This is a genomic window from Joostella sp. CR20 (assembly GCF_038433465.1).
GTDB lineage: Bacteria > Bacteroidota > Bacteroidia > Flavobacteriales > Flavobacteriaceae > Galbibacter.
In genome coordinates this window covers 89,127-111,443 of the sequence record NZ_JAESVF010000003.1, presented here as the reverse complement: position 1 = coordinate 111,443, position 22,317 = coordinate 89,127, and the positions used below count along the sequence as shown (strand labels likewise).

Genomic DNA, 22,317 nt, shown 5'->3' with positions numbered 1-22,317 from the left:
AAAGCCTTTCGAAGCTTGATATTTGTAAAAGTTTCCTTAATTTCAAGCATTGTAATTTCGTTTCAATTCCGAAGAAATTAATAACCGAAAACACATGAAACAGCTTTATTTGGTAAGGCATGGAAAATCTTCATGGGACTATAACGTAGCCGATCGCAATCGACCTTTGCAAGAGCGCGGTATTAACGATGCTTTGTTGGTTGCAAAACACCTGAAATCAAATTTCATTCAGCCAGATATAGTTTTTTCGAGTCCAGCAAATAGGGCGTTGCATACCTGTACTATTTTTATGAATTCCCTTGGAATTCCATTGTCAAAATTGCAGGTGAATGAGCAATTATACGATTTTGAAGGACGCGCTGTAGGTGATTTTATAAAAGCATTGGACAATGCTTTTTCTAATGTTATGATTTTTGGACATAACCACGCATTTACAGCAATTTCTAATATCTTTGGAAGTGAAACTATAGATAATCTTCCGACAGCTGGCGTAGTGAAAATTAATTTTGAAGTACAAAACTGGGAAGACATAACAAGCGGAAATACAGAATTAATCATTTTTCCAAAGCAATTAAAATAGATGAACGAGGTAAAACATCAATATATAAATAGAGAAATTAGTTGGTTACAATTTAATGCTAGAGTATTACAAGAAGCTGCAGATACCACGGTTCCGCTAATCGAAAGACTTCGGTTTTTAGGGATTTTCTCCAATAATTTAGATGAGTTTTTTAAAGTGCGTTATGCTACCGTGAAACGTATTGCACTTTCTGGAAAAACAGGAAAAAGTGTTTTGGGAGGTGCGAAAGCTAAAGATTTGATGGATGATATTACGCAGATTGTAATTAACCAACAAACCGAGAGTTTACGCATTTTAAATGATATTGAGCAAGAGTTAGAAGCTGAAAATATTTATATCATCAAAGAAGATGAGGTAACCCCAGAACAAAACGATTTTGTAAAAAATTATTTTTACGATAAGGTGAGTCCTGCGTTGGTAACCATTATGTTGAATGATTTAGATGAAATTCCAAACTTAAAAGACAGTGCGGGGTATTTGGCGGTAAAAATGACCATGAAGTCAACCCAAAAAGTTGAAGGTGTAAAGGGGCTTTTTAAAGGAAATCCAAAGGAGGTACGTTATGCTTTGGTTGAAATTCCGAAAACCATAGAACGTTTTGTAGTGTTGCCAAGTCAAGGAAACAAGCAGTACATTATTATTTTAGATGATTTGATTCGTTATTGTATGGGAGGTATTTTTAATATTTTCGATTACGAATCGCTTTCTGCACACATGATAAAAATTACAAGAGATGCCGAATTGGATATCGATAGTGATTTGAGTAAGAGTTTTATTGAGAAAATTTCGTCGAGTGTAAAAGGAAGAAGAATAAGCGAACCTGTACGTTTTGTATACGATAAGGAGATTGAAAAAGATACACTCAAGTTTCTAAAAGCAAAAATGGGAATAGACGATACCGATAGCGTTATTCCTGGTGGAAGGTACCACAACCGTAGAGATTACATGGGATTCCCGAGTTTGGGAAGAGCCGATTTGATGTATAAAAAGTTTCCGCCATTACCTGTTAAAGGGCTCACTCACGATGGAAGTTTGATAGAAGCAATCGCTAAAAAAGACTATTTGCAGTATGCGCCTTATCATACGTTTTCGAATGTTATTAAGTTTTTACGAGAGGCAGCAATCGATCCGAAGGTAAAAAATATAAAAATTACTGTGTACCGTTTGGCGAGAAACTCTCAGGTGGCGAGTTCGCTTATCAATGCGGTGAAAAATGGAAAAGAAGTAACAGTACAAATTGAGTTACAGGCGCGTTTTGATGAAGAGGCAAATATCGAATATGCGGAGATGCTTCAGTCGGAAGGTGTAAAGTTGATTTTTGGAGTTCAAGGCTTAAAAGTCCACAGTAAAATATGTGTGATTGAGCGTTTGGAAGAAGATAAAATGGTACGTTATGGTTTTGTAAGTACAGGGAATTTTAACGAAGCAACAGCCAAAATTTATACCGACTATACGCTTTTTACTGCCGATCAAGCATTATTAAAAGAGCTAACCAAAGTTTTCGACTTTTTCGAAACAAACTATAAAATCAATAAATACAAACATTTAATTGTTTCACCACATTATACAAAAAGGGCATTTTCAAAATTAATCGACAACGAAATTGAGAATGCAAAAGCAGGTAAAGAGGCTTATATTAAAATTAAAATGAACAGCTTTACCAGTTATAAAATGGTTGATAAATTGTACGAGGCAAGTAAGCATGGCGTAAAAGTACAGCTTATTATCCGTGGGATTTGTTGTTTAATCCCTGGGGTACCTGGTATGAGTGAAAATATTGAAGCCATTAGTATTGTGGATAGATTTTTAGAGCATCCGCGATTGTTTATCTTCGGAAATGGAGGCAACCCTTTGTTTTATATTTCTTCTGCCGATTGGATGACTCGAAACCTCGATTTTAGGGTAGAAGTAGGATGTCCAATTTATGATGAGGATATTAAAAAAGAACTTTTAGAAACCTTCGAAATTTGTTGGAAAGACAATGTGAAAGCACGTGTTTTTTCTGAACGTCACGACAATGCGTACAGAAAGGTAAAGGGCGTAAAATTTAGATCTCAATTTGAGACTTACGAGTATTATTTAAGAAAACAAATTGTAAAAGACTAAGCGTATAGATGTTGAAAATAAGAAAATTTGCCGCAATCGATATTGGCTCAAATGCCGTTAGATTATTAATAAATAACGTAATTGAATACGATCATAAAGAAACTCAGTTTAAAAAGAGTTCGTTAGTGAGAGTTCCCGTTCGTTTGGGACAAGATTCTTTTACCGTTGGCGAAATTTCTAAACAAAATTCCGAACGCATGATTGATACCATGAAAGCCTTTAAGTTGTTAATGAAGGTTCATGGAGTTGAAAAATACATGGCTTGTGCAACATCGGCAATGCGCGAAGCAAACAATGGGAATGAGTTGGTGGAAACCATCAAACGTAAATCGGGTATTGAAATCGAAATTATCGACGGAAAAAAAGAAGCAGCTATTATTGCTTCAACCGATTTGCATGCGCTTATCGAAAAAGATAAAACCTATTTGTACATTGATGTTGGTGGCGGAAGTACCGAGTTTACCATTTTTAGTGAAGGGAAAATTGTAGCTTCAAGGTCTTATAAAATAGGGACCGTACGTTTATTAAACGAAATGATTTCTGCTGAAACTTGGAAAGATATTGAAAAGTGGATTAAGAATCATTCGAAAAAGTATAAGAGTATCGAGATTATTGGTTCCGGAGGAAACATTAACAAGCTCTTTAAAATGTCTGGAAGAAAACCAGGCGAACCGTTGTCATACATTTATTTGAATGCCCAATATCAGTTTTTACAAGAAATGAGTTATGAGGATAGAATTTCTGAACTCGGACTCAATCCAGACCGTGCTGATGTAATTATTCCTGCTTCTCGAATTTATTTGAATGCTTCAAAATGGAGTGGCGCTAAGAAAATACATGTGCCTAAAATCGGACTTTCAGATGGGATAATAAAATTACTTTACAATACCGAGAAAGAACAAAATATGCCTTTGATAAATCAGTAGTTTTTACCCGTGAATGGTTTCCTTTGTTCCGAGGTCTTTCATTATTTGAGCTTCAAAATCTAAAAGTGCTTGCCATTTTTTATTTGTTTCTTCAATACCACCATATTTTCTAGCAAATTGTAAAAACATGGTGTAATGGTTGGCTTCGCTTACCATTAAATTTCTGTAGAAAGTACGAAGTTCTTCATCTTCCAAATGTTCCGATAAAAGTCGGAAGCGTTCGCAACTTCTCGCTTCAATTAAAGCAGCATACAGCAGTTTGTGTACCAAAAATGTAGTTCGGCTTCCGCCTTTAGGGAAAAACGTCATTAATCGGTTTACATACTCGTCTTTTCGGTCGCGTCCTAGTTTCCAACCGCGTGCTATAATTTTATCGTGCACCATTTTAAAATGACTAATTTCTTCTTTTACTAAAGCTGTCATTTCTTGTACGATGTCGGTATATTCAGGAAAAAGAACAATAAAAGAAATTGCAGTACTCGTTGCTTTTTGTTCGCAAAAGGCGTGGTCTGTAAGGATTTCTTCAATGTTTTTTTCAACTATATTAACCCATCTTGGGTCTGTAGGAAGTTTTAAACCGAGCATGGTGCTTAATTTTAATGATATCGCAAATATACCAACTTTCTAATAAATGCAGTAGCGTTACTTATGGCGTTCGTGTTTGCTTTAATTGTGTTGCTACTTCGTTATTTTTTGTTTGAATTAAAACAGCACCTTTTTCACTATGAGCTCCAAAGAGAGCGGCGGCCGTTTTGGGCTCCATGTATTGGATGCTTTTAATATTGCTAGCTGTAATATTTCTTACAATCGGACTCAACGCTGGTTGTTCGTTAATGTCAATTTTATGCGAGTCTATCGTAAATAATATTTTACGACCACATAAGTTATTATTGATATCTGTGTAATTTATTATTGTGGAGCTATGCGGGGTTGTTATTTTAGATTTAAACCTTGTGTATACGGAATCTGCTATTATTTTTTGTTGAATTAATTCTAATTGTTCGGCAAGCGAATTTGTTTGTTTGAACTTTGCCAACCACACTTCGTTTTCCTTTTGAAGATTACATTCTGTTGAAGATTGTGCTTGTGCAATTGAAGTTGTAAAAATTAAAGTGAAAACAATGAGTGTAGTTATGTTTTTTAAATTCATTATCCTGATTTTATTGATGTGTAATGTCATTGCTTTATAGTGGTAAGGAAGTGAATTAATGTGGTATATTTGTGAAAACACAACCTATTTTCAATTTAAAAAATTTGTGCGGATAATCAAAGTCATAAGCGTCCTCTTTATTTTTTTAGTCACATTTTCGTGTACAAAGCAAATCCCGCCAAAAACTTCATTTTATTTCTGGAGAACTACGTATAAATTATCTTCCGAAGAAAAAGAAGCGCTTCAAGAAAATAGCGTTTCTAAACTTTATGTTCGCTATTTTGATATCGACTTAAATAAAGAAAATGAGCCAATTCCGAGAAGTGCAATTAGGTTTGAGGAGTTGCCTGTTGGAATGGAAATTGTTCCGGTGGTGTATATAAAAAATCGTGTTTTTTTAAAAGATACTATTGATCTTGAAGCTTTGGCAACAAAAACATTTAAGTATATTGAAGCTATTTGTGCTTCTGCTAAAATTGATTTTAAAGAAGTGCAGATTGATTGCGATTGGAGTTTAAAATCGCAAGTAAACTACCTTGATTTTATTGAGCTATTTAAACAAATCAGTAAGAAGAAATTGTCGGCTACAATTCGACTTCATCAGGTAAAATATTATACAAAAACAAAAGTCCCAAATGTAGATGAAGGGGTGTTGATGTATTACAATATGGGAACCATAAGTTCCGATTCGTTGAATTCTATTTACGACAAAAGCATAGCGAGACGCTATATAAAAAGTTTAAAAAATTACCCTTTAAAACTAAATTATGCACTGCCAATTTTTTCGTGGGGTGTGCAAATTAGAAACCGTCAAGTTGTTGGAGTTCGAGGAAAGATAAATGAAGCAGACTTAAAAGCAGATGCCAATATTATTGATTTAAAAGATAACTTTTACCAAGTAAAACAATCATTTTACAAAAATGGGGTTTATTACCAAGAAAGAGATATTATAAAAATTGAAGCCATTCAAAAAGCAGATTTGTTGGAAATGGTTTCTGATATTGAAAAATATACAGTAACACCTCCAAACGAAATTATTTATTACGATTTGGATGCCATCAATTTAAAAAATTATGAAAAAAACATCTTTAAAGAAGTTAGCACTAGTTTTTAGTCTTGTTACGATTGGCGCTTACACCATTGTCAACGCTTGTAGTGATTGGGATTGGGGTTTTGAGTATTCGTCAAACTATGCGCCAGAGGCTTTTAATGTAGACACGTCGTACACGCCTTTGTTTTTGTCGCATAGTTCTTTTTATGAAATCGGATTTGAAACTTCGTATGGTTCTCGATTTAATGAAGATATAGTTAAAGATTGGTCTTCGTTTTTGGGAGCTATAATTTCTGAAAAAGATGTGCAGTATTTTCTGCTGAAAGATGAAAGTAATGAAGATGTTAATGAATTGTATCAATATTATTCAACGGGCAATCAAAATTCAGCAGTTAAAAAATGGAAACAAAAAACAACTATTGATAATGCTCGGTTTAAATCGTTTATAGAGTTTTTGTATTTAGCAAAACAGGTAGAGGTAGTTTCGGTTCCAGAAGATGCTTGGTATTACGAACCTGTAACGTATAAGCCGTTGCAAAACAAAACTGTTTTGTCTGAAATCGAAAAGAAATATAATACCGAACAAAACCCTTTTTTAAAAAATAGATATTGGTTTCAAACCATTAAAGCTCATTTTTACAACAGTTTGAGTGTTTCGCCAAGCGAAGATGTATTTTGTTATGCGGTAGATTTTTTCAATACGACGAAAGGGCTCGTTCCGCAGAATTTGTTGTATTACCGAGCTTTGGCGTATGTTGCTGGAATACATTACAAGAAAAAGGATTATAATGTTGCTAATTATTTGTACAGCAGGGTGTTTGATGAGTGTCCGCCAATGCGAACTGTGGCTGCTTATAATTTTCATCCGCAGGAACAAACAGATTGGGAGCAAGCGCTGCAACTAGCAACAACTAATGAGGAAAAAGCAGCTTTGTGGGCAATTCAAGGGTTTTATAAAGATGAAATAAGTGCAATTAGTCATATTTATAGTTTAGACCCTTCCAACAAACATTTGGCGTATCTTTTAACGCGATTGGTAAATAAGCAAGAACGAAAAATTAAGGACTTTTCAAACAGTGTTAGTTTCGATGTTAATAAGAAAGAACAGTATAGTTTAGTCGATAAAAGAGCGTTGGAATTGGTGTCGAAAATTGCACATTCAAACTCTAATGAAAATTCATTTTTATGGTTGTCGTCTTTAGGGTATTTGCAAACTTTAAACGGGGCGTATTCGTCTGCTGAAAAGAGTTTTGAGATTGCTGAAAGTAGCTCGCCGAATACAAAATTGGCGAAAAATCAATTGCAATTACTTCGTTTTATAAATGAATTAAATAAAATTTCTGTTTTAGATGCTACTACAGAAACACAAATCTTGCCGTATTTGCATTGGCTTTATGAAGAAGTTCCAAATACTGAAGAAAGTGAGAGTAAGTTTAGGTATTATAACACCTTAGATTGGAGTAAAAAGTACATTTCGGCTTTGTATAAAAAGCAGGGAAATGACTTTATGGCGGAATTGTTTATGCCAGATTTGGATACTCACGACGATTATTTTTATGATGATAAAAGTAGGTTGGATGCCATGGAGCGTTTTATGCTGAATCAAGAGCATTCAGAGATGGAAACCTTAGCATTAAAATTATATTCAAAAGATATTTCCGATGTGTATTATCATAAAGCTGTGCTGGCAACCTTCGCAAATAATATTCCTGAAGCAATTGTTCAGTTTAAAAAATCTGAAAAAGAAGTGATGCTTTTGGCAAATCCTTTTAATGGATTTATTCAGGACAATCACGATTTTGAACACGCTAAAAATAAACCTTACTCAGTGGAGAAGTTTTTAATTGTAGCAAATGATATGCAAAAGAAAATAAATGAAGGTGGCGATGTTTTTACCAATAGTATGTTGCTCGGAAACGCATTTTACAACATAACACATTTTGGAAATGCACGTGTGTTTTATGAAGCTAGTACAATGGTTGGAGGTTATTCTTCTCCCGACTACTTTAGGAACGCAAGTATGCGCTTAATTACCGATTGTAGTTTGGCAGAGAGTTATTACAAACAGGCTTTTAAACATGCAACTACCAATGAGGAAAAAGCAAAAAGTGCTTATATGCTTGCAAAATGTGAGCGCAACGCATATTACAATACAAAATATTACTATCAAGATATTAATCCTGGTTATTGGAGAAATCGAGATGATGAGACAGACTTTTTAGCGTGGAGCGGATTCCAATTGCTTAAAAACGATTATGCTGATACAAAGTATTTTGAAGAGGTAATTAATGAATGTGGTTATTTTAAAACCTACATTGAAAAGAATTAGGGAACTGTTAAATATCGAGGTCGAACTCACGACGAAGCTTGTCTAATAACGGATTTTTCTCTCGTAACTTTTCGTATTTTTCCATAGGAGTAAAGGCGTATTGCTTTGCAATTTCTTCGTTTACGGTGATTAAAAGTTCGATGTCGTAATTGTTGAGGTTCTTTTTTAGAAACTCCATTAGCGGGTATTGGTCGCGCTCAACTTCCTTTTTAAGGGTGTCGTTGGCAAGTTCAATCCAAATGGTAGTTTTTCCTTTGAGTCTCGGAATGTCAGACCCCAAGGCAGCTCCTAAAATTTTTTTCCCTTCATCATCAATCTTTTTTACATATTGCTCCCAATACATTTGCATAGTTGGCTCGTCAAAAGGGTCTGAAGGCAGATTGTCTTCATCTAAAACTTGGTCTTTTTTTGCCAATTCATGAGCTCTTTTCTTCTGAATACTCGATAATGAAAGTCCAGAGACCGCTTTTTTGTATTCGATTTTTACTTCTGGAGCAGTGTTTTTTTGTTTTTCTTCGGAAGAAATTGTTTTTGGAGTAGTTGAAGTAGGGCTAACTGTTTTCGGAACAGTTACTTGTACTTCACTCTTTAAATCATTTATTTTTTCTGAAGATACTTTGTAAAAAGACGGCGGAATTATGTAGTTGCTACCTTTTTTTTTTTCTCCATCTTGGGTGATGGAGGCGAGTTTCATAAGGCAAAGTTCTACAAGTAAGCGTTGATTTCGACTGCTACGATAATTGAGGTCGCATTCATTACTTATTTCAATACCATCGAGTAAAAATGCTTTAGGAGCTTTTTTACTTTGCTCAAGATATTTCTGTTTGGCTTCATCTCCAACCTCTAAAAGTTGAATAGTAGCTTCATTTTGGCAAACTAGTAAATCTCTAAAATGAGATGCAAGTCCGGCAATAAAGTGATGTCCATCAAAACCTAGAGATAATATCTTGTTGAAGTTGATAAGTAAGTTTGGAATATCGTTTTCCAAAATCAAATCGGTTATCTCAAAATAGGTTTGATAATCGAGAACGTTTAAGTTTTCGGTTACAGCTTGGCGTGTTAAATTTTTCCCTGTAAAACTTACGACTCTATCAAAAATAGAAAGCGCATCACGCATGGCACCATCTGCTTTTTGAGCGATGATGTGTAAAGCGTCATCTTCGGCTTCGATTCCTTGGTTTTCGGCAATGTAGTGTAAATATTCTTTGGCATCTTTAACGGTAATTCGTTTAAAATCGAATATTTGACATCGCGATAAAATCGTAGGGATAATTTTATGCTTCTCGGTAGTTGCTAAAATAAAAATAGCGTGTTTTGGTGGTTCTTCTAATGTTTTAAGAAAAGCATTAAAAGCCGCTTGAGAAAGCATGTGCACCTCGTCGATAATGTACACTTTATATTTTCCAACTTGTGGCGGGATTCGAACTTGGTCGATAAGGTTTCTAATATCATCCACCGAGTTGTTGGATGCGGCATCGAGCTCAAAAATATTAAAGGCAAAATCTTCGTCTTCGGCATGTGTACCGTCGTCGTTTATTTTTTTTGCCAAGATACGCGCACAAGTAGTTTTTCCTACACCACGCGGACCACAAAACAATAATGCTTGTGCTAAATGATTGTTATCGATAGCGTTAAGCAAGGTGTTGGTTATGGCCTGTTGGCCAACCACATCTTTAAAAGTTTTTGGTCTGTATTTGCGTGCAGATACTACAAAGTGTTCCATTACCACAAATATAAAAATTGATATGGGATAAATACTTTTTTTCTATTGATTTTGTTGCTGAATTATTAACAATGGTTTGTTTTTTATTAGCTATAAGTGATAAGGGATATGCTGTAAGCAATAAGCCATTAGCTATAAGCTGTAAGGTTGTGTTTTAAATTGTTTTGAATAGTTAAAGAGTGAAGGAGGTAAGGAGGAAAGGTTTTTTTATAGATTTTGTTTCTTCAAAATTGTTTTAACTAAACTAAGTTTAGAAATACTTTCTTTTCATTTTTGTCTTGACACAAAAACGAAACAAAAAAGTCAAGACTGATTAAAAAAGTATCAGAAAATCTACGGAACCATCCTCCACAGATAAAAAGAACTCGCTTCGCTCAAACAGCTTTTTATCTCCCGCCCAGACTGCTTCCTTGATTTTTAATACTTTTTAAATAGGTCAGTTCTTCAATACTAAAATTTTTATTTAACTGTTTTAGAAAGGTTAAAGAGGTAAGTAGGAAAGGTTTTTTAAGTTTTGTTGCTTTGCGACTTTGAATCTTTGATCCATAGATACTCAGGACAAAGTCATTCCGAACGAGGTACGAGGAGGAATCTCATCTTGCGGAATGTGAATTTGCTTGATTGTTAAATTGAAGGAGTAAAATCGCAAAGGTTTTTAAAACCTTTGTGATTTAATTGATGTTGTAATTCTTTTGGGGTAAGGATTGTAGCGGTTAGCTTTTAGTAAGCTTTTGTTTATGGCTTACTAAAACTAGTAGCGGAAAGCCTGGTTGCGAAATGGAATGAGCAAACCCCTATAATTATTATTGCAATTAGTGCTGTGTAAAATGGTGGAAAAGATTAATTTTGTGCCGCAGGTCTCCTTATCGCTTTGTTTACAAAGAGGAAAGTCCGGACACCACAGCGCAGCATAGCGGCTAACGGCCGTCGGTCGAAAGACTAGGACAAGTGCAAAAGAAAGGATGTACAGGTAATGCTGTAGTGAAATCAGGTAAACTCTATGCGGTGCAACGTCATGTATACCAACGGTTGAGGGTTGCGCGCCCGATGTTGGAGGGTAGGCGGCTAGAGCGGTGCAGTAATGTAACGCCCAGATAAATGATAAGGGTCTATTTATAGATACAGAATCCGGCTTATGACCTGCTTTTTTCTTATTTTTTACTCGAATTCAAAGAAACTGAAAACACTGCCTCCGTATTTTCGTTGGTCGGTGTAGCCTTTGCATTCACTTAAATCGGTGTGTTTGGAATGCTCGATAATAAGGAGTCCTTCTTCGTTTAAAATATTGTTTTCGCGTACGAGGTCGACTATTTTACTGAATTGCTCTAAGGTGAAGTCGTATGGCGGATCGGCAAAAATAATGTCGGCAGTGATGGCTGTTTTTTCTAAAAATGTAAAAACATCACTTTTGATGGTTTGTATTGGAAATTCGAGTTCTTCTTTTATTTTACTAATGTATTGTACGCATCCCGAATGTGCATCGACCGATGTGATAACTTCTGCGCCTCTGCTTGCAAATTCGTAACTGATGTTTCCGGTTCCGGCAAAAAGGTCGAGTACGGAAATTTCGTCAAAATAAAACTGATTGTTTAAAATGTTGAAGAGTCCTTCTTTGGCAAAATCGGTAGTTGGACGAACGGGTAACTTCATGGGAGCCATGAGTCTTTTACCTTTGTATTTTCCTGAAATGATACGCATTAAAGACTGTTTAATAAAATATAAAAGTTTGAGCTGTTGGTGTTTTTTGGGAGGCTGTAGGTGTTGGTTAGCAACTGTTTGTTGTTTATGCTTAGGTGTTTTATGTAGGTGTATGCAATTTTGTATAAATCGCTTTCCTCGGTAATATCGCCAAGCAATAGGGTAGGTGTTTCTTCTGGGTTTAGGTTGAGTTGCTCGATAGTGAAAAGCAAATAATAAATAAAGTCTTCTTTTTGCTGATATGTAAAAGTGTTGTAGTGTATTAATTTTTTCTGATTCAATACAACTATTTCAAAATGACTTTTACTTACATATACATAAATAGTTTCTTGATTGCTTTTGTTGGCACTATTTATTAAGGTTTCAACTAAAATAGAGGAAGCGTGTTTGTATTCAAAATCGCCAAATTTGTCGAATATATAATTGTTTACGTTAGCAAAAGGGACATACACATTATAAATATCGTACGATTTTAGTTCGTCGTAACTTATAAAATCGTTTTCAAGAATTTTTACATTGTACTTGAGGTAGTCTGAAAGATTACGCTCGTTGAATAGTGACTTTGGTATAAACGATGAGAGTTCGTTTTCATGTACTACACTTACTTTATCGAGCGAGTCAGTCGCTATTTTTTCTTCTGAAAACCAAGCTTCGAGATGCGAAATAAGTTGCTCTGGATTTGCTTTTTGGTCGAAGTGAAGTGTTTCTAACAATTCAATTTTATGAGAAGCTCCGTTTAGGATGCAAAAAGAAAGTCCACTCAAGCTAACTTGAATGGACAGTTCTTTAAATGAATTGTTAAGTATATTACTTGTTTTGTTTTGTGTCATAATATGGAGGCCAGTTTGCACTTGTGCTTACTTCTTCAAGGCTACCCACTTTAATTTCAGGACCGTTTACTTCTTCTACAGAGATGGCTGCTTTTTCTTTTGCAACTAAATCTTCTGGTTGATCGTATAATAAAACGTCTTTGTTTAATTTTACTTCAAATACAGGAGCTGTAAATCCGTTAGTAGTAATTGTTTTAGCATCCATAGTAAATGTCTCGTTGTTTTGAGCGTATGGAATAGAAGCTAAATTTTTGTAAGTGTCTTTACCACCAAATAAAGAATCTTTTACAGAAACAAATCCTAAAGTGTCAATAATTTTAACCTCTCTCTCCATATCAATACGGTAAGTTTTATCGTATTCCATGTATGAAGAGTCTCTTTGTTGTGTAAGTGTAAACTGTGCGGTATCAATAAATTTGATAAGTCCAGGAAAATCTTTTGAGAATTTTCCAGTTACAGTTCTGTGAGCTTCTTGAGCATCTCTAATTTTCTTCAGTTTATTAATTACGGCTGTGTATCTTTCTTTCTTTACTTTATCGAACTTGATAGGTTCCATTACCGAAGTGTAAATTTTATACCCGAAAAAGATACTTACAAGCCAAAGAGCAATTTGTAATACTGTCTTCATTTTTTATTAATTTGTATTAATGAGGTTTACGCAAATCTACAATTTTTTTTTATTCATAAAAGAGATAGCCTAAAAAAACATTACTAATTTTGGGTCTGAAATAGATTTTATGGACGCGGCATCATTTTACAAATTATTAAAAGAACAATTTCCTCACCAACCAACATTAAAGCAAGATATTGTGCTTCAGCAACTTTCGGATTTTATTTATGCTGAAGATAAAAACGAATTGTTTCTGATGAAAGGATTTGCGGGGACTGGAAAAACTACTATTATTGGTGCGCTGGTTACCAATTTGTGGAAAACTTTAAAAAAATCGGTGTTATTGGCGCCTACGGGGCGTGCCGCAAAAGTAATTACCAACTATTCAGGGTATTCGGCGCATACCATTCATAAACATATTTACTTTCCGCGGAAACAATCCGGAGGTGGCGTTAAGTTTGTTTTGTCGCCAAATAAACATAAAAACACCATTTTTATCGTGGATGAAGCATCCATGATTCCCGATTCGCCGTCCGATTCAAAAATGTTTGAAAACGGCTCTTTATTGGATGATTTAATTCAATATGTATATTCTGGACATAAGTGTAAACTCATTTTTATTGGAGATACTGCACAGTTACCACCTGTAAATTTATCGTTGAGTCCGGCATTAAACGAAAACACTTTATCGCTTAATTATAATAAGGAGGTAAAGAAAATTGAATTGGATGAAGTTGTTCGTCAGCAGTTAGACTCCGGAATTTTACTCAATGCCACCAATTTGCGCGAGCAATTACAAGATGAATTTTCAGACGATTTTAAATTTGAAGTAAAAGGATTTTCAGATATAGTGCGCTTGGTGGATGGATATGAAATTCAAGATGCCATTAACGATTCGTACAGTGAGCACGGAAAAGACGATACCGCAATCATTGTTCGCTCTAACAAACGAGCAAATTTGTACAATCAGCAAATTAGAAGTCGGATTTTATTTCTAGATAACGAACTCGCAACTGGCGATTACCTAATGGTTGTAAAAAACAATTATTTTTGGTTGAAAACTTCTTCGGAAGCAGGATTTATTGCCAATGGAGACATCATCGAAGTCTTAGAAATTTTTGCAATTAAAGAGTTATACGGATTTAAGTTTGCTGAAGTAAAAGTGCAAATGGTTGATTATCCTAAAATGAAACCTTTTGAAACCGTTTTGTTACTCGATACTTTAGATGTTAATTCGCCATCACTTTCTTATGAAGATAGCAATAGGCTGTACCAAGAAGTAATGAAAGATTACGAAGAAGAAACCTCAAAATATAAGAAGTTCTTAAAGGTAAAAAACAACAAATATTTCAACGCTTTGCAGGTTAAATTCTCGTATGCTATTACTTGTCATAAAAGTCAGGGAGGGCAGTGGAGTACGGTTTTTATAGAACAACCTTATTTGCCAAATGGCGTAGATAAAGAGTATTTAAGATGGTTGTACACAGCCGTTACACGTGCAAAAGATAAGCTGTATTTAATAGGTTTTAAAGACGATTTTTTTGTCTGATTTTTGTTTGTAGTCAAGTTTAAGCTCTTTTCTTGTAAGAATATTTGATGTTTTATTTCGATTAAAATTCTTATTTTTAAAGAAAATATTAAGAATGACATCAGAAACCATTATAAGTATATTTTTAGGAATTGGTTTAGCAGCTTCTGCAGGATTTAGAGTGTTTTTACCACTTTTTGTTTTGAGTTTAGCAGCGCATTTTAATGTGTTGACGCTCAGTGAAGACTGGATGTGGGTAGGTTCGATTGCTGCTTTATTAACGCTTGGAGTCGCTATGTTGATAGAGATTTTCGCATATTACATTCCGTTTATTGATAATCTTCTCGATTCTATTGCTGTGCCTTTAGCCGCAATTGCTGGAACGGCAGTCATGGTTTCTACAATTACCGATTTATCTCCCGTTGTTACATGGGCAATGGCTATTATTGCGGGGGGCGGAACAGCAACTTTAGTAAAAGGAGCTTCAGCAGGAACGCGACTAACTTCATCTGCAACCACAGCAGGATTAGGTAACCCAATAGTTTCAACTGTAGAAACGGTAGGTTCCTTCGCTTTAGCGATACTTTCGATATTTATACCGATTATAGCTATTGTGTTGGTAGTCATTATCTTACTGTTTATTTTTTGGTTTTATAAAAAACTCAAGGCCCGTAGCAACTAAATTCTCAATATAATCCTTATTTTTGTTAACTCTGAAAGGTTATAAATGATGAAAATTATATCTATGATACCGGCTCGTTATGCCGCCTCTCGTTTCCCAGGAAAATTGATGCAAGATCTTGGGGGAGAAACTGTTATTCTTAGAACTTACAAAGCTGCGGTAAATACTAAACTTTTTGATGATGTTTATGTAGTAACCGATAGCGGAATTATCTTTAAAGAAATTGAGCAGAACGGAGGAAAAGCAATTATGAGCATTAAAGAACATGATTGTGGAAGCGACCGAATAGCGGAAGCGGTAGAAAATATGGATGTCGATATCGTAGTGAATGTGCAAGGAGATGAACCTTTTACCGATAAGGAAAGCCTAGAAAAAGTTATCGAAGTTTTTAAAGAAGATAAAGAAAAGGAAATCGATTTAGCGTCTTTGATGACAAAAATTACCGATTGGGATGAAATTAATAACCCAAATACTGTAAAAGTTATTACCGATAGTAGGGATTTTGCATTGTATTTTTCGCGTTCTCCAATTCCGTACCCAAGAGATAAATCTGTTGATGTGAGTTATTTTAAACACAAAGGGATTTATGCGTTTAGAAAACAAGCAATTGTAGACTTTCAAAAGCTTCCGATGCTGTCTTTAGAAGCAACCGAAAAAATTGAGGCAATCCGTTACTTAGAGTACGGGAAAAAAATTAAAATGGTGGAAACCGATTCTGAAGGGATTGAAATTGATACTCCTGAAGATTTAGAACGTGCAAAAAAGGTATGGAAGTAGATTATTCAAACATAAAAGTTATTGGCTTTGATGCTGATGATACGCTTTGGGTAAATGAAACCTATTTTAGAGAAGCAGAAGAAAAATTTGCTAAATTACTCTCGAGTTACGAAACTGAGAATAAAATAGATCAAGAGCTTTTCAAAATGGAAATCAATAACCTAGATATCTATGGATATGGGGTTAAGGGTTTTATGTTGTCTATGGTTGAAAGCGCTATTGATTTGTCGAATGGACAAGTGGATAATGCAACCATTTCAAACATTTTGAATCTTGGTAAAGAGATGCTTTTAAAACCCGTGGAAGTGTTAGAAGGTGTTGAAGAGGTTTTAAGCAATTTGGTTGATAACTACCGATTGATTTTATTAACAAAAGGAGATTTATTAGACCAAGAAAGAAAATTAGAAAAGTCTGGACTTTCAAAATATTTTCATCATATTGAAGTTTTAAGTGATAAAAAAGATGAAAATTATAAGAATTTACTCGAGCATTTAGAAATTTCGGTAAAAGAGTTTTTAATGGTTGGAAATTCTTTAAAGTCAGATGTATTGCCGCTTATAAATATTGGTGCGCAAGCAATTCATATTCCATTTCATACCACATGGGCACACGAAATGGTTACGAATGTAGAGAAAAACGGTACCTATAAAACGGTAAAAAATATAAAAGATATTTTACCACTAGTTCATCAGAATTAGTATTGAATAATGAAAGCAACAAACGAAAATAATTCAAAGAGCATACATGAAATATAAAAATTTTCCAATGGTTCCCAGAGTGGTTTTTGGGCGAGGAAGCTTTAGTCAGCTAAATGAAATATTAATGCCGAAGCGTAAAAACTCTGAGGCACCTTTTATTTTTTTAGTTGATGATGTTTTCGAGAACAATAACTCGATAACGTCTCGAATTCCATTGATGTTTAACGATCAGATGATTTTTATCTCAACCGCTGAAGAACCAAAAACCGAACAGGTAGATGTATTGGTGGAGAAAATTCGTGAAGAGTACCAAGAGTTACCATCTGGTATTATTGGTGTTGGTGGTGGTTCAATAATGGATTTGGCAAAGGCCGTTGCCATTATGCTTACCAGCACTGGGAAAACAGCAGATTACCAAGGTTGGGATTTGGTTAAAAATGAGTCTTTGTATCATGTTGGAATTCCAACAATTAGTGGTACTGGGGCAGAAGTTTCTAGAACTACAGTACTTACGGGTCCCGATAAAAAATTAGGTATTAATTCCGATTTCACTCCTTTTGATCAAGTGGTGTTAGATCCAGAACTTACACGTGGTGTACCTAAAGATCAATGGTTTTACACAGGGATGGATTGTTATATTCATTGTGTGGAATCGTTAAATGGAACCTACTTAAATGCTTTTAGTCAAAGTTACGGAGAGAAAGCAGAAGAGCTTTGTCATGAAGTGTTTTATAATGGAGATCTTACAGAAGAAGAATCTCAAGATAAATTAATGATGGCATCATGGCACGGGGGGATGAGTATTGCTTATTCACAAGTAGGTGTGGCGCACGCAATGAGCTACGGACTTTCTTATTTATTAGGGACGAAGCACGGTGTTGGTAACTGTATTGTTTTTGATCATTTGGAAGAATTTTATCCTGAAGGCGTTGCTTTGTTTAAGAAGATGAAACAGAAGTTTGGCATCGAACTTCCGCAAGGATTGTGTGCTAACTTAACCGATGAGGAGTTTGACATAATGATTGATGTTTCTATGAATATGGATCCGTTATGGGAAAATGCATGTGGTAAAAATTGGAAGGAAACTATCACTAGAGAGAAATTGAGAAGCTTATACGAAAAAATGTAATGCGTAGTTTTTCAAAGTGGATTTTTACAAATGTTTTAGGGTGGAAGCTTAATGGAGTTTTTCCACCGTTAAATAAGTATATAATAGCAGTCGTGCCACATACCAGTTGGCACGATTTTTATTTAGGGGTTTTGGTGCGAAGTATCGTGAAAACTCCGATGAATTATGTTGCTAAAAAGGAATTGTTCGACTCGCCACTTGGTTGGTATTTCCGATGGAGTGGAGGAGCACCTATCGATCGGTCTAAAAATAACAATACGGTTGATGCGGTGGCGGAGTTGTTTGAACAGCGAGATGAGTTTCGTTTGGCAATAGCGCCAGAAGGAACTCGTAAAAAGGTTTCGAATTGGAAAACAGGATTTTACTATATTGCAAAGGGGGCAAATGTACCCATTGTTATGGTAGCTTTTGATTATAAAAACAAAGAGGTCCGCGTTGCACCACCTTTTTATGTTTCTGATGATGTGGAAGCCGATTTTGAATTTATGTACAATTATTTTTCGGGAGTAGAAGGGAAAATTCCAGAGTATTCGTTTACGAAAGAATAATATAAAGAGATGAATTTTTTCTGACAAACAAAAAATCCTCGTTAACAACATAACGAGGATTTTTTTTATATTATTTTTTCTGAAGTAGAAGTGATTAATCTTCCGATTCTTCCATGCTGTGATACACGTTTTGAACGTCGTCATCTTCTTCAATTTTTTCAAGTAATTTTTCAACGTCAGCTACTTCTTCAGCAGTAAGCTTTTTAGTTACTTGCGGAATTCTTTCAAATCCAGAAGATAAAATCTCAATACCACGACCTTCTAATTCTTTTTGGATAGCTCCAAAACTTTCAAAAGGCGCATAAATATGAATCCCGTCTTCATCAGCAAAAACCTCTTCAGCACCAAAATCAATCATTTCTAATTCGAGTTCTTCAGGGTCAATTCCGTCAGCAGGAATTCTAAAATTACACGTATGGTCAAACATAAATTCTACCGAACCACTGGTACCTAAGTTTCCGTTACATTTATTAAAATAACTTCGGATGTTGGCTACCGTACGGTTGTTGTTGTCGGTTGCAGTTTCAACCAAAATTGCAATTCCGTGTGGCGCATAGCCTTCAAATAAAACTTCTTTATAGTCTTCGGTATTTTTATCTGAAGCTCTTTTTATGGCTCTTTCAATGTTGTCTTTTGGCATGTTTGCGGTCTTCGCATTTTGAATTACCGCACGCAAACGTGCATTGGCATCGGGGTCTGGACCACCTTCTTTAACTGCCATTACAATGTCTTTCCCGATACGAGTAAACGCTTTAGACATTGCAGACCAACGTTTCATCTTTCTTGCTTTTCTAAATTCGAAAGCTCTTCCCATAAAGTTCTATTGTTATTAATTTGATAGCAAAAATAAATAAAAAAAGAAAATTACCTCTTTTGCCGAGGTTTAAAGTTATCCTTTTATAATTTCTTCAATTTTATTGGCTAGCATAAAGTCTTTTTCTGTAATTCCTTCTGCATCGTGCGTGGTTAATCTAATAGTAAGATTGTTGTACACATTGCTCCACTCTGGATGATGTTGTTGCGCTTCTGCTTCAAAAGCAATTCTCGTCATCATGGCAAAGGCGTCAGCAAAATCTTTAAAATCTAATGAAGTTACCAAATAACCGTCTTCAAAATCCCAATAATCAAGTTTTTCTAATTTGGCTTTTACTTCTGCTTCAGAATATGTTTTCATAGGTTTACTTTTATCTTTATAATTTCAGTAATAAAGGTAAGGAAGATTGTTGGGTTTTTACTTCCTTACCAATTTTAATTGTTTTGCTATTTATTTTTAAAAGAAATAAGAAACTCCAAAGTACACGTCGGTTAGGTTTAAATCAATAAAGAATCGGTTGGATTCGTAAACGCCGAAGTTGTTAATGTCGTTATCATTATTTGTGTGTTGATATCCTGCTCTACCAACTGTAGTTTCTAATGCCCAGTGATCGTTAAAAAAGTAATTAAGTCCAGGTCGTATTCCAACAAAAATACTTTTGGAGGTGAAATTATCTTCGTTATCTGGATCTGTAAGGATGAAATCTTTTGCTTTAGATTTTGAGTATTGAAAGTTTGTTTCTCCTTGAAAAAAGAAAGTCAAATTTTTACCAACTGAAATGTATCTTCTAACAAATGGATTTATTGAAAAACTGTTGGAGGTGTATTCCGATTTTTCCGTGATACTATCATTTTCAAAGTATTTAGATTTGTTTCTATCATAGATATATCCTATTCCAACACCAACTATCCAATTTTTAGCAAAAGAATAACCTGTTTTTGGTGCAATTGAAAATCTAATATTTTCAGATTCCGATGTATTTACATAGTCAGGGTCTTCGTAATTGTAATTCGATTTTCCATTTCCCGTGTCTATAGAAATAGTTCCGCTAGTCATCCATTTTCCCTTCGGGATATAGGCTTTTTCATTTGTGCGATCGATTTGAGAGCTAACTGTAAAAGCAACAAATAAAAGTAGTGTTAATAGTAATTGTTTTTTCATTTTAATATGGGTTTTGTTAATTTAAAAAACCATATCAAACTTTATTCCATTGTAGAATTTAATCGTTACTAAATTGTTAACTAATCAATGTTATTAGTAAGTAATAGATTATCAATTACTTAATTAAAAAGTTTTTCTTACTCCGCTAGACACTTGTTTAAAGCATTTGCTATTTTTTGTTGGGTTTCGGCGCTTAATTTTAAATAATAAGTGCGTGTTTGTGAAAGAGTTTCGTTATTTAAAACATCGTCTTCACGGGCGTAACCGCCATTTAAGACACTTTCTAGAGATTTACAATTTAGTGTGCGTGCCAATTCTTTAAAGTTGTTTTCAATTTCAAAAATAGACTGTTCTGCTAAATGTTTAAGTTTAAGTTGTTCCTCAAGTTCTAATTGTCGGTTTATGCGAGCCTGTTCTGCAAGTTCATTTTGTTGCTGAATTTTTTCTTCTAGAAGACGTTGTTGCTCGATTAATTTTTGTTTTTCAAGTTCCAGTTGCTGTTGTTGCGCTTGTAGACTTGTAGCTTCCGTATTTGCTGAAGTTGTAACAGTGGTCGTTGTATTGTAGTTTACACTTGGCGTTGTACTGGTGCTTGCTTCGTAGTTTACAGCAGATGCGTTTGCAGTACAATAGTCTAATTTGGTCATCAATGTTTGTAAAAACTCGTAACCGTGTTTGGTGTAAAAACGTCCTGCTTCCCAATCGGCTGGGTCTTCGGCTTGTGTCATATTATCGAGCGCATCTAAAATTGGACTTACAGCGTCTTTACAGCCACAACTTTCTACTAAACCTTTGGCTTTTTCGAGTGCTTCAATCGCTCTCCCAGCATAGTATTTTTGATGGTCAAAATTATCGGCATTTAACGACTTTTTGGTGTGTGCAAGTGCGTAACTCGCTTGCGAATAAGCCGATGTACATTGCGAAATGGCATAATTAGAAAACAATACGAACAGTAGTAAAAGCGTATAATTCTTCATGGTAAATAAGATTTGTTAAATTTGGGCAAAGCAATATTACAATATAAATTGTACTTTTAAAAAACTTTGTGGCGAACTTCTATTTTACGGAGGTTTGTATTAATATATTTTCAAATTTATGGATGCTATAAAAACTTCAGATTACAGAGTAGATTCGGCTATTAGACTTAGTAATGTTCCAACTTTAAATAATTTAAATGCAACAGATGATGCGTTGAAAGAACATTTAAAAGACCTCAGAAAAAAGCTAGGGAAGTTTCAGGATATTGTTTATGCACACGGAAAATACAGTGTGTTAATTTGTATTCAAGGTATTGATACAGCGGGAAAAGATAGTCTAATTCGCGAGGTTTTTAAAGATTTTAATTCGCGCGGAGTGGTGGTGCATAGCTTTAAGGTGCCAACCGATTTAGAACGGAAACACGACTATTTGTGGAGGCATTACATTGCGTTGCCAGCAAGAGGGAAGTTTGGAGTTTTTAACCGTACGCATTACGAAAATGTGTTGGTTACACGTGTGCATCCTGAATATTTGTTAGGTGAAAACCTTCCGGAAATTAATAGTGTTGAAGATGTTACAGATGCATTCTGGCATCAACGCTTTGAGCAAATCAAAAATTTTGAAAAGCACATTGCTGAAAATGGAACTATTATTTTTAAATTTTTCCTTCATCTTTCAAAAGACGAACAAAAAAACAGACTTTTAAGAAGACTGAACTTAGAAGAGAAAAATTGGAAATTCTCTCCGGCCGATTTAAAAGAACGTGCCTTATGGGACGATTATCAAAAATATTACGAAGAAGCCATCAATGTTACCTCGACACGCAAAGCGCCATGGTATATTATTCCTGCGGATAATAAAAAATCGGCTCGTGTAATTGTTGCTGATATTCTGTATGACGAATTGAAAAAATATAAAGATGTTGAATATCCTGAATTGGCACCTGAAATCAAAGAACATTTAAACCAATATAAAAATCAATTAAACCAAGAGTAACAC

The 22,317-nt window shown here is 34.8% G+C and carries 22 protein-coding genes and 1 other RNA gene; 13 read left to right on the top strand and 10 right to left on the bottom strand.

The annotated features are described in order from the left end of the window. Window positions 1-94 precede the first annotated feature (94 nt). From JMA43_RS06330 to JMA43_RS06320, 3 genes are read left to right on the top strand one after another with little or no spacing between them, the layout of a single operon-like run. Window positions 95-580 carry a SixA phosphatase family protein gene (locus tag JMA43_RS06330; protein ID WP_342155611.1) on the top strand — a complete coding sequence of 162 codons (486 nt, stop codon included), beginning with the start codon at window positions 95-97 and terminating at the stop codon, window positions 578-580. Continuing rightward, window positions 581-2,686 carry a polyphosphate kinase 1 gene (ppk1, locus tag JMA43_RS06325; RefSeq protein WP_342155610.1) on the top strand — a complete coding sequence of 702 codons (2,106 nt, stop codon included), beginning with the start codon at window positions 581-583 and terminating at the stop codon, window positions 2,684-2,686. An 8-nt stretch (window positions 2,687-2,694) separates the two neighbouring features. Then, on the top strand, window positions 2,695-3,612 hold the full coding sequence (locus JMA43_RS06320; RefSeq protein WP_342155608.1) for a Ppx/GppA phosphatase family protein: 918 nt from the start codon (window positions 2,695-2,697) through the stop codon (window positions 3,610-3,612). Window positions 3,613-3,615: 3 nt separating this feature from the next. On the opposite strand, the gene miaE is transcribed toward JMA43_RS06320, so the two are convergent. Both miaE and JMA43_RS06310 read right to left on the bottom strand, forming a co-directional pair. Continuing rightward, entirely contained in the window at window positions 3,616-4,197 is a 582-nt protein-coding gene (miaE, locus tag JMA43_RS06315) for a tRNA-(ms[2]io[6]A)-hydroxylase (protein WP_342155607.1), read from the bottom strand. 61 nt (window positions 4,198-4,258) lie between these two features. After that, a complete protein-coding gene (locus JMA43_RS06310) occupies window positions 4,259-4,762 on the bottom strand; it encodes a hypothetical protein (RefSeq protein WP_342155606.1) in 504 nt (167 codons plus the stop codon). 106 nt (window positions 4,763-4,868) lie between these two features. On the opposite strand from JMA43_RS06310, the gene JMA43_RS06305 reads away from it, so the two are divergent. Both JMA43_RS06305 and JMA43_RS06300 read left to right on the top strand, forming a co-directional pair. Next, window positions 4,869-5,876, top strand: a complete 1,008-nt coding sequence (locus JMA43_RS06305) for a hypothetical protein (RefSeq protein ID WP_342155604.1) — start codon at window positions 4,869-4,871, stop codon at window positions 5,874-5,876. Then, complete coding sequence (locus tag JMA43_RS06300; RefSeq protein WP_342155603.1) at window positions 5,836-8,142, top strand: hypothetical protein; 2,307 nt, start codon at window positions 5,836-5,838, stop codon at window positions 8,140-8,142. Before JMA43_RS06305 ends, JMA43_RS06300 begins: the two co-directional genes overlap by 41 nt. Before the next feature lie 7 nt (window positions 8,143-8,149). Here JMA43_RS06300 and dnaX read toward each other — a convergent pair whose 3' ends face one another. Beyond that, window positions 8,150-9,865, bottom strand: coding sequence for a DNA polymerase III subunit gamma/tau (gene dnaX / locus JMA43_RS06295; protein ID WP_342155602.1), 1,716 nt, complete (start codon window positions 9,863-9,865; stop codon window positions 8,150-8,152). Between the two features lie 853 nt (window positions 9,866-10,718). Between dnaX and rnpB the strand changes: the two genes are divergently transcribed. Continuing rightward, window positions 10,719-11,013: RNase P RNA component class A (gene rnpB, locus JMA43_RS06290), an RNA gene on the top strand. Window positions 11,014-11,023: 10 nt separating this feature from the next. Here the strand turns inward: rnpB and JMA43_RS06285 are convergent. From JMA43_RS06285 to JMA43_RS06275, 3 genes are read right to left on the bottom strand one after another with little or no spacing between them, the layout of a single operon-like run. Further along, complete coding sequence (locus tag JMA43_RS06285; RefSeq protein ID WP_342155601.1) at window positions 11,024-11,563, bottom strand: RsmD family RNA methyltransferase; 540 nt, start codon at window positions 11,561-11,563, stop codon at window positions 11,024-11,026. Continuing rightward, window positions 11,563-12,393: a DUF3822 family protein gene (locus JMA43_RS06280; protein WP_342155599.1), complete on the bottom strand. Its 831-nt coding sequence runs from the start codon at window positions 12,391-12,393 to the stop codon at window positions 11,563-11,565. Before JMA43_RS06280 ends, JMA43_RS06285 begins: the two co-directional genes overlap by 1 nt. After that, window positions 12,371-13,021, bottom strand: a complete 651-nt coding sequence (locus tag JMA43_RS06275; RefSeq protein WP_342155598.1) for a hypothetical protein — start codon at window positions 13,019-13,021, stop codon at window positions 12,371-12,373. The genes JMA43_RS06280 and JMA43_RS06275 overlap by 23 nt, the downstream gene beginning before the upstream one ends. 109 nt (window positions 13,022-13,130) lie before the next feature. On the opposite strand from JMA43_RS06275, the gene JMA43_RS06270 reads away from it, so the two are divergent. From JMA43_RS06270 to JMA43_RS06245, 6 genes are all read left to right on the top strand, one after another. Then, entirely contained in the window at window positions 13,131-14,552 is a 1,422-nt protein-coding gene (locus JMA43_RS06270; RefSeq protein WP_342155596.1) for an ATP-dependent DNA helicase, read from the top strand. A gap of 94 nt (window positions 14,553-14,646) precedes the next feature. Next, the gene (locus JMA43_RS06265) at window positions 14,647-15,213 is read left to right on the top strand and encodes a DUF4126 domain-containing protein (RefSeq protein WP_342155595.1); all 567 of its coding nucleotides are present in this window, start codon (window positions 14,647-14,649) and stop codon (window positions 15,211-15,213) included. Window positions 15,214-15,261: 48 nt separating this feature from the next. Next, window positions 15,262-15,990 (top strand): 3-deoxy-manno-octulosonate cytidylyltransferase, encoded by a 729-nt coding sequence (gene kdsB, locus JMA43_RS06260; protein WP_342155782.1) that lies wholly within the window; start codon window positions 15,262-15,264, stop codon window positions 15,988-15,990. Beyond that, complete coding sequence (locus JMA43_RS06255; RefSeq protein ID WP_342155594.1) at window positions 15,981-16,688, top strand: HAD family hydrolase; 708 nt, start codon at window positions 15,981-15,983, stop codon at window positions 16,686-16,688. The genes kdsB and JMA43_RS06255 overlap by 10 nt, the downstream gene beginning before the upstream one ends. Before the next feature lie 46 nt (window positions 16,689-16,734). Then, the gene (locus JMA43_RS06250; RefSeq protein WP_342155593.1) at window positions 16,735-17,817 is read left to right on the top strand and encodes an iron-containing alcohol dehydrogenase family protein; all 1,083 of its coding nucleotides are present in this window, start codon (window positions 16,735-16,737) and stop codon (window positions 17,815-17,817) included. Further along, window positions 17,817-18,365, top strand: coding sequence for a 1-acyl-sn-glycerol-3-phosphate acyltransferase (locus JMA43_RS06245; RefSeq protein ID WP_342155592.1), 549 nt, complete (start codon window positions 17,817-17,819; stop codon window positions 18,363-18,365). The genes JMA43_RS06250 and JMA43_RS06245 overlap by 1 nt, the downstream gene beginning before the upstream one ends. Before the next feature lie 94 nt (window positions 18,366-18,459). Here the strand turns inward: JMA43_RS06245 and JMA43_RS06240 are convergent, their stop codons facing one another. The 4 genes from JMA43_RS06240 to JMA43_RS06225 form a co-directional block, all read right to left on the bottom strand. Beyond that, on the bottom strand, window positions 18,460-19,179 hold the full coding sequence (locus tag JMA43_RS06240; RefSeq protein WP_342155591.1) for a YebC/PmpR family DNA-binding transcriptional regulator: 720 nt from the start codon (window positions 19,177-19,179) through the stop codon (window positions 18,460-18,462). A gap of 75 nt (window positions 19,180-19,254) precedes the next feature. Continuing rightward, window positions 19,255-19,539, bottom strand: a complete 285-nt coding sequence (locus JMA43_RS06235; RefSeq protein ID WP_342155590.1) for a 4a-hydroxytetrahydrobiopterin dehydratase — start codon at window positions 19,537-19,539, stop codon at window positions 19,255-19,257. Between the two features lie 96 nt (window positions 19,540-19,635). Beyond that, window positions 19,636-20,340 (bottom strand): outer membrane beta-barrel protein, encoded by a 705-nt coding sequence (locus tag JMA43_RS06230; protein ID WP_342155588.1) that lies wholly within the window; start codon window positions 20,338-20,340, stop codon window positions 19,636-19,638. 137 nt (window positions 20,341-20,477) lie between these two features. After that, window positions 20,478-21,317 carry a hypothetical protein gene (locus tag JMA43_RS06225; RefSeq protein ID WP_342155586.1) on the bottom strand — a complete coding sequence of 280 codons (840 nt, stop codon included), beginning with the start codon at window positions 21,315-21,317 and terminating at the stop codon, window positions 20,478-20,480. A gap of 118 nt (window positions 21,318-21,435) precedes the next feature. Here JMA43_RS06225 and JMA43_RS06220 point away from each other — a divergent pair, with 118 nt between their 5' ends. After that, window positions 21,436-22,314 (top strand): PPK2 family polyphosphate kinase, encoded by an 879-nt coding sequence (locus JMA43_RS06220; protein ID WP_342155585.1) that lies wholly within the window; start codon window positions 21,436-21,438, stop codon window positions 22,312-22,314. The last annotated feature ends 3 nt before the right edge of the window (window positions 22,315-22,317 follow it).

Excerpts from the sequence above, each read along its gene's own strand:
- kdsB (WP_342155782.1), top strand. The coding sequence starts at position 15,262 with ATGAAAATTATATCTATGATACCGGCTCGTTATGCCGCCTCTCGTTTC.
- JMA43_RS06230 (WP_342155588.1), bottom strand. The coding sequence starts at position 20,340 with ATGAAAAAACAATTACTATTAACACTACTTTTATTTGTTGCTTTTACA.
- JMA43_RS06225 (WP_342155586.1), bottom strand. The coding sequence starts at position 21,317 with ATGAAGAATTATACGCTTTTACTACTGTTCGTATTGTTTTCTAATTAT.
- JMA43_RS06265 (WP_342155595.1), top strand. The coding sequence starts at position 14,647 with ATGACATCAGAAACCATTATAAGTATATTTTTAGGAATTGGTTTAGCA.
- JMA43_RS06320 (WP_342155608.1), top strand. The coding sequence starts at position 2,695 with ATGTTGAAAATAAGAAAATTTGCCGCAATCGATATTGGCTCAAATGCC.
- JMA43_RS06275 (WP_342155598.1), bottom strand. The coding sequence starts at position 13,021 with ATGAAGACAGTATTACAAATTGCTCTTTGGCTTGTAAGTATCTTTTTC.
- JMA43_RS06220 (WP_342155585.1), top strand. The coding sequence starts at position 21,436 with ATGGATGCTATAAAAACTTCAGATTACAGAGTAGATTCGGCTATTAGA.
- JMA43_RS06245 (WP_342155592.1), top strand. The coding sequence starts at position 17,817 with ATGCGTAGTTTTTCAAAGTGGATTTTTACAAATGTTTTAGGGTGGAAG.
- JMA43_RS06255 (WP_342155594.1), top strand. The coding sequence starts at position 15,981 with ATGGAAGTAGATTATTCAAACATAAAAGTTATTGGCTTTGATGCTGAT.
- JMA43_RS06330 (WP_342155611.1), top strand. The coding sequence starts at position 95 with ATGAAACAGCTTTATTTGGTAAGGCATGGAAAATCTTCATGGGACTAT.
- JMA43_RS06270 (WP_342155596.1), top strand. The coding sequence starts at position 13,131 with ATGGACGCGGCATCATTTTACAAATTATTAAAAGAACAATTTCCTCAC.
- JMA43_RS06235 (WP_342155590.1), bottom strand. The coding sequence starts at position 19,539 with ATGAAAACATATTCTGAAGCAGAAGTAAAAGCCAAATTAGAAAAACTT.
- dnaX (WP_342155602.1), bottom strand. The coding sequence starts at position 9,865 with ATGGAACACTTTGTAGTATCTGCACGCAAATACAGACCAAAAACTTTT.
- JMA43_RS06285 (WP_342155601.1), bottom strand. The coding sequence starts at position 11,563 with ATGCGTATCATTTCAGGAAAATACAAAGGTAAAAGACTCATGGCTCCC.
- JMA43_RS06310 (WP_342155606.1), bottom strand. The coding sequence starts at position 4,762 with ATGAATTTAAAAAACATAACTACACTCATTGTTTTCACTTTAATTTTT.
- JMA43_RS06280 (WP_342155599.1), bottom strand. The coding sequence starts at position 12,393 with ATGACACAAAACAAAACAAGTAATATACTTAACAATTCATTTAAAGAA.
- miaE (WP_342155607.1), bottom strand. The coding sequence starts at position 4,197 with ATGCTCGGTTTAAAACTTCCTACAGACCCAAGATGGGTTAATATAGTT.
- JMA43_RS06240 (WP_342155591.1), bottom strand. The coding sequence starts at position 19,179 with ATGGGAAGAGCTTTCGAATTTAGAAAAGCAAGAAAGATGAAACGTTGG.
- JMA43_RS06250 (WP_342155593.1), top strand. The coding sequence starts at position 16,735 with ATGAAATATAAAAATTTTCCAATGGTTCCCAGAGTGGTTTTTGGGCGA.
- JMA43_RS06300 (WP_342155603.1), top strand. The coding sequence starts at position 5,836 with ATGAAAAAAACATCTTTAAAGAAGTTAGCACTAGTTTTTAGTCTTGTT.
- ppk1 (WP_342155610.1), top strand. The coding sequence starts at position 581 with ATGAACGAGGTAAAACATCAATATATAAATAGAGAAATTAGTTGGTTA.